This window comes from Clostridioides sp. ES-S-0048-02, assembly GCF_020658495.1.
GTDB lineage: Bacteria > Bacillota > Clostridia > Peptostreptococcales > Peptostreptococcaceae > Clostridioides.
Window position 1 is genome coordinate 415,694 of the sequence record NZ_JACVWH010000002.1, and the last position, 12,703, is coordinate 428,396.

Here is a 12,703-nt window from a genome sequence, read left to right on the forward strand (position 1 = left end):
TTATATATAAATTGACATTACTTGTCAAATATGGTAACATAGAAGCGACTTATCGGAGGGTGTATTAAAAAGAATATGCTGGAGAAGAGAGTGCACTAACTCTTTTCTCCTTTTTTTATAAAAGCAAGTATTCATAAGCTTGGCATTACTACATAATAATTACACTGTCTCAAAAATTAAGAAAGGAGTAGAATATGAAATTAATTTTAAATTATTTAAAAAATTATAAGTTATTAATAGCATTAAATATACTGGCTATATTTAGTTTTGCATTAGTTGAATTAGGTATACCAACAATAATAGCTAAAATAATTGATAATGGTATTGCAAATCAAAACACAACTTACATAAAACAAATGGGAATAGTAATAGTTGTTATTTCTATTATAGGAGTTGTAGGTAGTGTATTATTGGGTTATTGTTCTGTAAAAATATCAACAGGAGTAACTAGAGATATAAGAAATGATATATTTAAAAAATCTCAAGAATTTTCACACACTGAATACAATAAATTTGGGATTTCTTCAATGATTACAAGAACTACAAATGATGCATTTCAAATTCAACAATTTGTAAATATACTTCTTAGAACAGCTTTATTAACTCCAGTCATGTTTATTATAAGTATAATCATGACAATTAGAACAAGTGTAGAGCTTTCTTTGGTATTAGCTATATCAGTTCCTTTTATAATTATTGGAGTAGCAGTAATAGCAAAAATTTCTCAATCAATATCGTCTAAACAACAAAAAGGACTGGATAAACTAAACCTTATATCAAGAGAAAATTTAACGGGAATAAGAGTAATCAGAGCATTTGGGAATGATGACTATGAGACAAAAAGATTTGAAGAAACAAATACATATTATGCTAATGTTTCTAAAAAATTGTTTAAGCTTATGTCAATTACTCAACCCGCATTCTTTTTATTATTAAATATAGCTGTTTTGGCTGTGTTTTGGATTTCAAGTGAAAAAATAAATATTGGAGAAATTCAAGTTGGACAATTGGTTGCATTTTTGGAATATCTTTTCCATGCTATGTTTTCAATTATGCTTTTTTCAATGGTATTTATCATGTATCCAAGAGCAGAAGTTTCAGCAAATAGAATAAAGGAAATTTTAGAAGAAGAACCACTTATAAAAAATCCTAAAAATGGAGTAAAAGATACTGAAAATAAAGGACTTATAGAATTTGACAATGTAACATTTACTTATCCAGATGGAGAAGCTTCTGTGCTTAAAGATATTTCGTTTACTGCAAAGACTGGTGAAACAGTTGCCTTTATAGGTAGTACTGGTAGTGGAAAAAGTACCTTAATTAACTTGATACCTAGATTTTATGATGTAACAGAAGGTAGTATTAAGATAAATGGAGTAGATATAAGGGAATATGACTTAAAGGCTTTAAGAAAAAAGATAGGGTTTATACCTCAGAAGGCATTGCTTTTTACTGGTAGTATAGCAAATAATATTAGATTTGGTAAAAATAAAGCAGGAACATCAGAATTAGAACATTCAGCCAAAGTTGCACAGGCATATGAGTTTATATCAAAAAAACCTAGAAAATTTGATGAATTAATTAGTGAAGGTGGAGCTAATGTATCTGGAGGTCAAAAGCAAAGACTTTCTATTGCCAGAGCTATTATAAGAAAACCTGAAATATATATATTTGATGATAGCTTCTCTGCATTAGATTTTAAGACTGATGCAATACTTCGTTCTAAGCTAAAAAAAGAAACAAAAGATGCAATTGTATTGATTGTTGCACAGAGAATCAGCTCAATTATTGATGCTGATAAAATTGTAGTACTAAATGAAGGACAAGTTGTTGGAATGGGAACTCATAAGGAATTATTGAAAAATTGTGAAATATACTATGAAATTGCAACATCTCAGTTGAAAAAGGAGGAATTGGAATAATGAAAAAGTCTAAAGGTTTTAAAAAAACAATTGGTAGACTTCTTCCATTTGTAAAGCAATATAAATTTTCATTTATTATAGCTATTATATGTATAATTTTAGCAGCTACTATGAATGCAATTGCTCCTAAAACAGAGGGATTAATAATAACACAATTAACTAAAGATGTAATTCGTATAGCAAAAGGAATACCAGGAGCATCTGTGAATTTTAACTATGTAGTAAAAATTTTGGCACTCTTAGCATGTATATATGTTGCTAATGCAATTTTTACGTATGCTTCAAGTTTTTTACTTACAAATGCTATTCAAAATACTATGAGAGACTTAAGAAATGAAGTAGAAAATAAGATAAGAAAACTGCCTATTAGTTACTTTGACAGCAATAGTTTTGGAGATGTACTAAGCCGTATATCAAATGATGTAGATACAATATCAAATGCCTTACAACAGAGTTTTATGCAAATTATTAACTCAATTTTAGTAATAATTTTGGCAATTTCTATGATGTTTACAATTAATGTATATATGGCATTTATAGCTCTTTTTATAATTCCAATTAGTTATTTTGTATCTAAGTTTATAGTAAAAAAATCACAAAAGCGATTTTCATTACAACAAAATGCTCTTGGAAAATTAAATGGAAAAGTACAAGAGATGTATACTGGATTTAATGAAATAAAATTATATGGTAAAGAAGAAGACTCTATAGAAGAATTTAAAAAAGTAAATCAAGAACTTTGTGAAAATGGATTTAAGGCACAATTTATATCAAGTATGATGAATCCAATGGTTTCATTAGTAACTTATTTTGGAATTGCAGCAGTAGCAGTAGTTGGTTCTATATATGCAGTGAGTGGAGGGATAACAGTTGGAAATTTACAAGCATTTGTACGTTACATATGGCAAATAAATCAGCCTCTTTCACAGATGACACAATTATCAACTGTAATACAATCTTCTTTTGCAGCAATAGAGCGTGTATTTGAAATTTTGGATGAAGAAGAGGAAACTCCTGATGTTGAAAATCCAGTTAAGATAGAAAATGTACAAGGAAATGTTACATTTGAACATGTGAATTTTGGATATGGAGAAAGTGAGACTTTAATAGAAGATTTAAATGTAGAAATAAAAAGTGGTCAAATGGTAGCTATTGTTGGTCCTACTGGAGCAGGTAAAACAACATTAATAAACTTATTGATGAGGTTTTATGATGTAAAGGGAGGAGCTATTAAAGTAGATGGAGTAGATATCAGAAATATGAGACGTGAAGATTTACGTTCAATGTTTGGAATGGTACTTCAAGATACATGGCTATTTAATGGTACTATTTTTGAAAATATAGAATATGGTAGATTTGGAGCTACTAAGGAAGAAATTATACAAGCAGCGAAAGTAGCAAATGTACATCACTTTATAACTACACTTCCAGATGGCTACAATATGTTTTTAAATGAAGAAGCATCTAATATATCGTTGGGAGAAAAACAACTTTTAACTATAGCTAGAGCTTTTATATCAGACCCTTCAATATTGATATTAGATGAGGCTACTAGCTCTGTTGATACTAGATTAGAATTGATGCTTCAAAAGGCAATGAGAAATCTTATGAATGGTAGAACTAGTTTTGTTATAGCACATAGACTTTCTACAATTCGTAATGCTGATTTGATTTTGGTTATGAATAATGGAAGTATTATAGAGCAAGGTAATCATGATGAACTAATGGAAAAAGGCGGATTTTATGAGAAGCTTTATAATAGCCAATTTGCAGATACAGAATCTGAATAGTAAAATATCTGCATGAATAATAGCTAAAATTTAAATTGATAATGTTAGAATTGAAAAGAGTATCAGCAAAGTTATTTTTTAATAAACTTACTGATACTCTTTATATTTAAGCTTAAAAATATTTATATTTGACAATTAATCTTGTTATATCTGATAGCTAGAATTGCAGTATTTTTCTTTTTTACCTTTTTGTTCTCTGACATATAATAACTCACTTAACTTATCAATGTAATAACAATCATCACTTATGCGAATTAAACTAGTTAGATAATATCCGTCTTTACTTCGAGGAATTTTTTTGTTTATAGCTAAGTCAATAGCTGTCTTTGCTGCCTCAAAATGTTTTAAGTGTGTATGACCTTCTTCAAAATTCTTTCTAGTATTATAAACTACATAACCTTTTTTAACTTGAAAAACTATAAATTCTTTTTTTTCATATATTTTATTAAACATTTAATCAGCCTTTCTCAAGATAGTTTTATAGTATAACAATAGAAGCTTCTAAAAAATTTTATAAAGAGTATAAATATTATGTAAATTATAGACCTAAAGGCTATAATTTTATAAAGATAAATTTTTTATTACTTATATGTTAATTCATAGAAGTTAAAAGTAAATTATCTTTAAGTTAAACAAAAGTAAAATAAAAGACTAGTTATAATATTTATATGAAAAAGTACAAAATATAGTATAAAAATATAGAAAAATTAAATTATTTACTTGCAGTTTCTAGTTCCGTAAGTATATTTACCTTGAGATATATTATCATCATGAAAATATATTCTCTCACAAACTTTATCACCCCATAGAATATTTTTTGTTATTTTATGTGATGTATCTCCTGTAAATACCTCAGCAACAGTGGTATCAGTAACATCACAATAAAGGGATGCAAACTGCTTAAACCAAGGATTTTCTTCAAAGCGTGAAAGCCAGGAAGCTCCATAAGGACAGTGTAACTCTTCAAATTCAGGAACCCAACCTAAAAATGGAACATCAGTTATACTAGCAATATTGTCAGCAATCAATTCATCTCCATTTTCATTGGCTCTTTCTCTCATAGAAATAGCTCTTTCTTCTGATCTTTCAAACAAAACTTTTTTTAATATTTCAGCAGTTTTTTCATTTCCAAATTCCTCAAATAATACTTTGGTAAAATAAAAATATAAATCACCAAAATGTTTACAAGCCATACGAACTTCTTCAATAGCATAATCTTTGTCAATAGTTTCATTAGTTACAGTATCTTTGTTCAAAAAAATCACTCCTTAAAATAATAGTAGTTACATTATAATTATAGAGTATTTTTTATAAATAAGAAATTGATTTGAGATAAATAACATTTTAGTAAATGTAAATAGATTATTAAAATAATTTATTATTACAAAAATCTTCTAAATTGATGTATTTAGGAGTCTCCATATGAATAAGTGTTGTTTTGTAAATATCTTCAGTACATCCATTAGATATATTATTAAAAATATCTGTATGCTCTTTTAATGTTGTTTCTAGTCTTCCCTCATGTGATAATGAATCAAGAGCTAATTTTTTTATTCTGTACATATAGCTGTTGAACATCTTATCAAATTCAGTATTTTGAGCATATGAGACGATTGTTGTGTGAAATAAAGTATCATATTCTGCAAATGTGTTTAAATTCTTATCACTTGATACAATCTCTTTTTGTTTATCTAAAAGATACTTTAATTTATCTATAGTTTGAATTGCTCTAGGCTCTTTGTATTGGCTTGTAATCAAAAAAGTACAAAATCCTTCTATTGCAGAACGTATTTGAAATATCTCTACAATTTCATTGGCTGTGATTTGATGAATTTTAAAACCCTTACTTGGAATGATATCTATAAAACCATCTTGACTGAGTCTTTGAAGAGCATCTCTTATAGGAGTTCTTGAGATTCCTATTTCACTTGCAAGCTTTGTTTCAGAATATATTTCATTTTCTATTATTTCACCAGATAGTATTAATTCTTTTAAATAGTCATATGCTTGTTCTTGTAATCTTTTAAATGTAGCCATATTTTACCCCTCCTAAACAATGTAAAAATACAAAAACTTATATAATGTTAAGAATACAACATAGTAAAATTAAGGTCAATCCTTTGAAATTTAAATTATATATTGGATGATATGGCGATATAAATAAAGGTTTAGTTGAATGATACTTAATTATTGATAAAAATAGTTGATATAAAGAAAAATAATTAATATAAAGTATGATTAAATATAATATAAAAATAGTGTGGTTTATTTAACATAAATAGTATGCGTTAAATATAATGATTATAGATAAAATCTATTATATAAATCTAAAAATCGTGTTTTATTGTTAAAATAAATACTTTTATATTTTATATTGACCGGTATACTGGTGTGTAGTATACTTTAAATCATAAAAAACGTTTTCAAAAATATGAAAATATGGAGGGGTATATAATGAAATTAGGATTTATCGGATTAGGAATAATGGGAAAACCAATGGCCAAAAACTTACTAAAAGATGGATGTAATCTTTTAGTATATGACATTAATAAATGTGCTGTAGATGAGCTTGTATCGTATGGTGCAAAATATGCAAGTCTTTCAGAAATAGGTGAAGAGTGTGAGATTGTATTTACAATACTTCCAAATGGAGCTATTGTTCAAGATATATTATTTGGAGCTAATGGTTTAACAAATACTTTAAAAGAGGGAAGTATAATTGTAGATATGAGTTCAGTTACACCTACAGAATCTATGTTATGTGCAGAAAAATTAAAGCAAATGAACTTAGAATTTATAGATTCGCCAGTAAGTGGAGGTGAACCAAAAGCAATTGATGGAACACTTGCTTTTATGGCTGGTGGTAAAGAAGAGGTATATAAAAAAGTAGAGCCATTCTTTAATATAATGGGAAGCTCAGCTATCTTAATTGGAGATAATGGTAGTGGAAGTGTTACAAAACTTACAAATCAAGTAATAGTTAATCTTACAATAGCAGCAGTATCTGAAGCATTTGTACTTGCAGCCAAAGCAGGAGCAGACCCAGAAAAAGTGTACAAAGCGATAAGGGGAGGTTTAGCTGGCAGTACAATATTGGATGCAAAAATACCAATGATTATGAATCGTGATTTTAAACCAGGTGGGAAAATATCTATCAATCTAAAAGATATAAAAAATGTAATGCAGACAGCACATAATTTGGATGTGCCACTACCTATGACAAGTCAGCTATTAGAAATTATGCAAACATTAAAAGTACATGGACACTTAGAAGATGACCATGGTGGAATAGCTCAATATTTTGAAAAATTAGCAGGTGTTGAAATAAAAAAACACAATAACTAATGGCAAAGATATTGATGATATAGTAGATATGTATTATAAAAATTAGATTTAGATTATATTATACAGAGATGATAGAGTTACAGTATCATAATAAAAGAAAAAATAAGGTCAAGAGATAATAAAGTAAATTATAAAGGGGAAAAGATTATGATTACAGGATATGGACTTTTGATAGCATTTATTATATCTATAGGAATTTTGCTTGTGTCAATTATCAAGTTTAAAGTAAACCCATTTTTGGCATTACTTATAACATCAATAATTACAGGATTTATGGTTAAAATGCCTATAAATGAAATTTCAACTACAATATCAACTGGATTTGGAAATACATTAGGTAGTATTGGTATTGTAATTGGACTTGGAATAATATTTGGAAATATACTTTCAGAATCAAGAGCAACAGAATCTATTGCAAAGGGATTGTTGGCTAGAACTGGAGAAAAAAATAGTGCGTTAGCTATAACTACAGCAGGATTTTTAATTTCAATTCCAGTGTTTATGGATGCTGCATTTGTTATAATGATGCCTATAGTTAAATATGTTTCGAGAGTAACTAAGAAGTCTCTTATGGTTTTTGTATGTGCATTAGGCGTTGGTACAATAGTAGGTCATGCACTTGTAATACCAACACCAGGGCCTTTAGCTGTTGCAGCAAATGTAAATGCAAATGTAGGTAGTTTTATACTTTATTCTATAATTGTTGCATTTCCAGCAGCTCTTGCAGGAGGATGGATTTATGGAAAACGTTTTGAAAAATATCCAGCTTATGCAATTGACGAAAATAATAGAGAAAAAAATTTAGAACAAGAAAAAGAGAGTATTGAACTTGAAGATGATAACTCTAATAAAGTCCCTGGTTTTGGAGTTTCTATGTTTTCTTTATTATTCCCAATACTTCTTATACTTGTATCAAATGTATTTAGTATGTTTTTAGAAAAAGGTTCTAAAATGAGTGGAATACTTGCTTTTATAGGCGATAAGAATATAGCAATATTACTTGGAATATTGGTAGCAATAGTATTTTTAAAGAAGTACATAAGTAAACCTATGGGAGATGTTGTTATTGAAGCTGCCGATTCAGCAGGATTGATACTATTAATAACAGGTTCAGGGGGAGCATTTGGTAGTGTTATAAATGCTAGTGGAATAGGAAACTTCTTAGTTGACACTATGTCTGGACTTAGTATATCAGTTGTAGTACTTGGATTCTTATTAAGTGCATTACTTAGAATTTCTCAGGGTTCTGCTACTGTAGCACTAGTGACTACCTCATCAATTTTAGGACCGACAATTTTAGCAACTGGGATGTCACCAGTTTTAGTAGGGCTTGCTATATGTGCTGGTGGTGTTGGTTTTTCTCTTCCAAACGATTCTGGATTCTGGGTACTTTCAAGATTTAGTGGATTGTCAGTTAAAGATACTTTAAATTCATGGACAATAGGAGGTACAATAGCTGGTATTACAGCATTTGCAATGGTTTTATTACTTAGTGTTATAAATGGTATTATACCACTTCCAGGCTTATAAAAAATATAAATATTAAACATATGCATACTGTAATAAATTGCATAAAGGGGGATTTTTAGTGAGAGAAGTCAATTCAATTAACATAGATATACTTGATACTTTTAAGAACGTAGATGAAGATAAATTAAATAAATTACTTGTAAATGAACTTAAAAATTTAAATAGAAAAATTATTGTATTAGATGATGACCCAACTGGAGTACAAACAGTTCATGATGTTTCTGTATATACTGATTGGGATAAGAATAGCATAGAACAAGGTTTTGATGAAGAAAATAGTATGTTTTTTATACTTACTAACTCAAGGGGATTTACAGTTTCTCAAACAACAGAAGTGCATAAGAAAATTTCAAAAAATATTGTGGATATTTCTCAAAAAGTTAATAAGGATTTTATTATTATAAGCCGAAGTGATTCAACAATGAGGGGGCATTATCCTCTTGAAACTAATCTGTTGAAAAATGAGGTGGAAAAATTATCAGGGAAAATATTTGATGGTGAAATAATAATGCCATTTTTCAAAGAAGGTGGAAGATTTACGATAGACAATGTGCATTATGTAAAAGAAGGAGAAATGCTTGTACCAGCGGGAATGACTGAATTTGCAAAAGATAAATCTTTTGGATATAAATCTTCTGATATAGGAGAATGGTGTGAAGAAAAAACAAATGGAGAATATAAATCTAGTGATATGATATACATTTCATTAGAGGAACTTAGAAGTTTAAATATTGATAGGATAACAGAAAAGCTTAAAATGGCAAAGAATTTCAACAAAATCATTGTAAATGCAATAGATTATGTAGATGTAAAGGTATTTACAATTGCGTTTATACGTGCAGTAAACAGTGGCAAAGAATTTATATTTAGAAGCGCTGCTGCTATAACAAAGATACTTGGAGGTGTAAGTGATAAGGAATTACTTACTAAAGAGGAATTAGTATCAAAAGATAATACTAATGGAGGTATTATACTTGTTGGTTCACATGTAAATAAAACTACTCAACAACTAGAAGAACTTAAAAATTGTAAACATCCTATAGAATTTATAGAGTTTAATCAACATTTAGTTTTGAGAGAAGATGGATTAAAAAATGAAGTAAAAAGAGTTATACAAGTTGTAGAAGAGAAAATAACTAATGGAAAGACTGTTGCTGTGTATACTAGACGTGAGCGTTTTGATTTAGATACGAATGATAAAGATAAACAACTTATGGTTTCTGTAGAAATTTCGGATGCTGTAACTAGTATAGTTGGTATGCTTAATGTAAGACCAAATTTTATTATAGCAAAAGGCGGAATTACATCTAGTGATGTTGGAACTAAGGCACTAAAAGTAAAAAAGGCTACTGTAATGGGTCAAATAAAACCTGGTATACCAGTATGGATGACAGGAGAAGAAAGTAAATTTCCTAATATGCCATATATAATTTTCCCTGGCAATGTTGGAGAAGTTAGTACACTTAGAGAAGCTGTTGAAGTATTAATGGGCTAGAAGATTTGATTTAAAAATAAGGATAAGTCAATAGTAAGTTTTAGAATATATTAAATAAGGTTTAGAATATTATCAATAATATTCTAAACCTTATTTGTATTTATAAATATTTATATTATAATATGGCATATAATTTAGATTATTTATTTTTTTTGATTGATTTAATATCTTCTTTGATTTTATTTAAAATATCTTTATGCTTATTAGAGCTTATATTAGGGAACGCCTTAATAATACGTCTATGAAGTAATTTGTGGCTAGATAGTAGAGTATTAAGCTTGTTTTTAAGTTCTTCAATTCTATTTTTAGCATAACGATAATTTTCTCTTTCTTTTAATATTTCAAATCTATCCTCTAAAGTCTCAAATCTATTTTCAACCAAAGTCTCAAGTTTATTCTCAATAGTTTCTTGTGTAATAATTTTGTAGTATTCCTTTTTATCTTTTAATTCCTTAATTATAAGATTGATTTGTTTTAATTTACCATTTAATTGTAAAATTGTGTGTACTGTAATTATTAAATCTAAAACAAAATAAATTTCTATGGATATACCAAGAATAAATAGTATATTTTTAGGAATATAATCTATGAAATCAACTACAATAGGATGTATTATCAGCATTACAATTAATGACAACACACCAAACATAAGTGAATTTTCTAGGCACACTCTTCCGTGAATATTGAACTTGTGATTGGAATAATCCCACCACTTCATATTAAATATTTTTTCTAATACAAAACTTGTAAAATACTCCATTATACTGGTGATAATTATACTAAACACAAATAATAAGGGAATATTATGAACAAAAGGAGTTAATGTAGCTACTATTGCTAGTGCTCCAAATCCATATATAGGACAAAATGGCCCATTTAAAAAACCTCTATTTACAAATTGTTTTTGTAAAACAGAACAATATGTAGTCTCACAACACCACCCTATAAAACTATAAATTACAAAATAAAGAAATTGGATATAAAATGTACTCATAAGCACCTCATTTCTAGTTAATATAACATTATATAATACTATATATCTGGTATTTTCTTTCACAATTAACTATATTACTTTAAATTTAATTTACATATTGATTATACCAATTTATAGAAATTTATCAAATTTAATTGCAATTATAATATTATATGCAAAACTATAATAATGAGATTTTATTTAAAATAAATAAGGGTGTCAAGTATAATCAAATCAATATCTGTAGATACTCTACAGTATATTGTTTTGATTACCTTTGACACCCTTATATTATTTATATTTTGTTTATTTACATTTAAAACTAGAACAACATGTTTCAGTGTAAAGATTTACTCTATCAGTTTCAGGAGCTACTACTATATTATCAAGATTACATAAGCTACCATCTTTATTATACTTACAAGTCTTGACACTACAAACTAATTCTTCACAATTTCTATTGTTAACATTATTAGATAGATTACTATAAATAGATTCATCTAAAAACGAACTACAGCAAGTATGTCTATCATTATGGGCTTGTTCACCATTTATAAAAATTTTATCTGCATAACATATATGGCTGTTATTATGTGAGCAGTTAGTTACATTACAATTGATTCTTTCCAAAGTTATTACCTCCTAAACTATTATTTATTATAAATTATGTCCATATAATTGCAAGAATATAACATTTAAGAGAAAACTTCCTTTTAGAAGATATCTATTTTTAGATTAATTTGAAATACAGATATATTTTCTTCTAAAATTTACCTAAATTGTATAAAAACTTACAGCTTGGAGAAAATAATAGAAAAAGGAGGCGTAATCAATGTTTGAAAAGAAGAAAAAAGAATTATTTCCTTGGAAAATATCTGCATTAGTACTAGTAGGAGTATTTGTATTAAGTAGTGGAGTTTATATAGGAACAAAGTTAAAAAATAATGGAGTTCAAACTGGTAAAGTTGTAAGTGCTAGTGCGAATATGAATGAAGAATCAAAAGAAGCTTTTGGATTAAATAAAAACTGTGAAGTTTGGCTTCAAAGCGAAGGTGAGAATGAAACTAACTATAAGAGAGTACTTACGATGGCTGGAGTAGTTCCAGAGTCATTATTAGATAAGACAAAATCAGAAATAGTATCATATTTTAAGCAAGAATATCCAACTAAAACAATAAAGAGTATGGATAAAAATGAAATCATATTAGTAGAATCTAAAAACAGTGATAATAAAGATGTACAAGCAATGAACACTACTATAAAAGGTAAATATACAATTGAAAATGATAATGGAAATATAGCATTGTATAAATATGATGATAGTGGAAATAAAACATTAGTAGAAAAAACTAAAATAAGAGTAGATTCACTTCCTAAGACTGTTCAAGATGAACTTAAAAAAGGTGTAGTTATGGATACAGAGGAAGAGGCCTATTCAAGATTAGAAGATTTTGCAAGTTAATATTTCAAATTGATATTAAGATTCAAAACATATTTAATGCCTATTAAAATACAATAATTTATTTGTACTAAATATAAAAGTTATATTGGAGTGAGAAGTTCGCTTTGATATAACTTTTTTATTTGATTTTATTAAATCTCTAAGAATACTCGTGACTTTAGTCATGAGATGAATTAGGGAAATAGT

10 protein-coding genes and 1 pseudogene are annotated in these 12,703 nt (G+C 27.8%); 6 read left to right on the forward strand and 5 right to left on the reverse strand.

Annotated elements, in window-relative coordinates:
* The first annotated feature begins 194 nt into the window (after positions 1–194).
* Together IC173_RS04685 and IC173_RS04690 are read left to right on the forward strand one after the other, a co-directional pair.
* Positions 195–1,922, forward strand: coding sequence for an ABC transporter ATP-binding protein (locus IC173_RS04685; protein WP_227855214.1), 1,728 nt, complete (start codon positions 195–197; stop codon positions 1,920–1,922).
* Positions 1,922–3,712 carry an ABC transporter ATP-binding protein gene (locus IC173_RS04690; RefSeq protein ID WP_227434416.1) on the forward strand — a complete coding sequence of 597 codons (1,791 nt, stop codon included), beginning with the start codon at positions 1,922–1,924 and terminating at the stop codon, positions 3,710–3,712. The genes IC173_RS04685 and IC173_RS04690 overlap by 1 nt, the downstream gene beginning before the upstream one ends.
* 144 nt (positions 3,713–3,856) lie before the next feature.
* Here the strand turns inward: IC173_RS04690 and IC173_RS04695 are convergent, their stop codons facing one another.
* From IC173_RS04695 to IC173_RS04705, 3 genes are all read right to left on the reverse strand, one after another.
* Entirely contained in the window at positions 3,857–4,165 is a 309-nt protein-coding gene (locus IC173_RS04695) for a hypothetical protein (RefSeq protein ID WP_227434417.1), read from the reverse strand.
* A gap of 263 nt (positions 4,166–4,428) precedes the next feature.
* Positions 4,429–4,977: an L-2-amino-thiazoline-4-carboxylic acid hydrolase gene (locus IC173_RS04700; RefSeq protein WP_227855215.1), complete on the reverse strand. Its 549-nt coding sequence runs from the start codon at positions 4,975–4,977 to the stop codon at positions 4,429–4,431.
* Between the two features lie 100 nt (positions 4,978–5,077).
* The gene (locus tag IC173_RS04705) at positions 5,078–5,749 is read right to left on the reverse strand and encodes a GntR family transcriptional regulator (RefSeq protein WP_227434419.1); all 672 of its coding nucleotides are present in this window, start codon (positions 5,747–5,749) and stop codon (positions 5,078–5,080) included.
* A 399-nt stretch (positions 5,750–6,148) separates the two neighbouring features.
* Here IC173_RS04705 and garR point away from each other — a divergent pair.
* The 3 genes and pseudogenes from garR to IC173_RS04720 all read left to right on the forward strand — a co-directional run.
* Positions 6,149–7,057, forward strand: a pseudogene (garR, locus tag IC173_RS04710) (2-hydroxy-3-oxopropionate reductase); the annotation flags it as partial.
* 147 nt (positions 7,058–7,204) lie between these two features.
* On the forward strand, positions 7,205–8,587 hold the full coding sequence (locus IC173_RS04715) for a GntP family permease (protein ID WP_227824312.1): 1,383 nt from the start codon (positions 7,205–7,207) through the stop codon (positions 8,585–8,587).
* A gap of 58 nt (positions 8,588–8,645) precedes the next feature.
* Positions 8,646–10,082 carry a four-carbon acid sugar kinase family protein gene (locus tag IC173_RS04720; protein ID WP_227434422.1) on the forward strand — a complete coding sequence of 479 codons (1,437 nt, stop codon included), beginning with the start codon at positions 8,646–8,648 and terminating at the stop codon, positions 10,080–10,082.
* Positions 10,083–10,221: 139 nt separating this feature from the next.
* Here the strand turns inward: IC173_RS04720 and IC173_RS04725 are convergent, their stop codons facing one another.
* Together IC173_RS04725 and IC173_RS04730 are read right to left on the reverse strand one after the other, a co-directional pair.
* Positions 10,222–11,076 carry a putative ABC transporter permease gene (locus IC173_RS04725; RefSeq protein ID WP_227855216.1) on the reverse strand — a complete coding sequence of 285 codons (855 nt, stop codon included), beginning with the start codon at positions 11,074–11,076 and terminating at the stop codon, positions 10,222–10,224.
* Between the two features lie 285 nt (positions 11,077–11,361).
* Positions 11,362–11,685 carry a DUF1540 domain-containing protein gene (locus IC173_RS04730; RefSeq protein ID WP_227434424.1) on the reverse strand — a complete coding sequence of 108 codons (324 nt, stop codon included), beginning with the start codon at positions 11,683–11,685 and terminating at the stop codon, positions 11,362–11,364.
* A gap of 202 nt (positions 11,686–11,887) precedes the next feature.
* On the opposite strand from IC173_RS04730, the gene IC173_RS04735 reads away from it, so the two are divergent.
* On the forward strand, positions 11,888–12,517 hold the full coding sequence (locus IC173_RS04735; protein WP_227434425.1) for a BofC C-terminal domain-containing protein: 630 nt from the start codon (positions 11,888–11,890) through the stop codon (positions 12,515–12,517).
* Positions 12,518–12,703 lie beyond the last annotated feature (186 nt).

What these genes read in the sequence shown, in the direction of transcription:
- IC173_RS04695 (WP_227434417.1), bottom strand. Translation starts at nt 4,165, where the DNA reads ATGTTTAATAAAATATATGAAAAAAAAGAATTTATAGTTTTTCAAGTT.
- IC173_RS04685 (WP_227855214.1), top strand. Translation starts at nt 195, where the DNA reads ATGAAATTAATTTTAAATTATTTAAAAAATTATAAGTTATTAATAGCA.
- IC173_RS04735 (WP_227434425.1), top strand. Translation starts at nt 11,888, where the DNA reads ATGTTTGAAAAGAAGAAAAAAGAATTATTTCCTTGGAAAATATCTGCA.
- IC173_RS04715 (WP_227824312.1), top strand. Translation starts at nt 7,205, where the DNA reads ATGATTACAGGATATGGACTTTTGATAGCATTTATTATATCTATAGGA.
- IC173_RS04705 (WP_227434419.1), bottom strand. Translation starts at nt 5,749, where the DNA reads ATGGCTACATTTAAAAGATTACAAGAACAAGCATATGACTATTTAAAA.
- IC173_RS04690 (WP_227434416.1), top strand. Translation starts at nt 1,922, where the DNA reads ATGAAAAAGTCTAAAGGTTTTAAAAAAACAATTGGTAGACTTCTTCCA.
- IC173_RS04725 (WP_227855216.1), bottom strand. Translation starts at nt 11,076, where the DNA reads ATGAGTACATTTTATATCCAATTTCTTTATTTTGTAATTTATAGTTTT.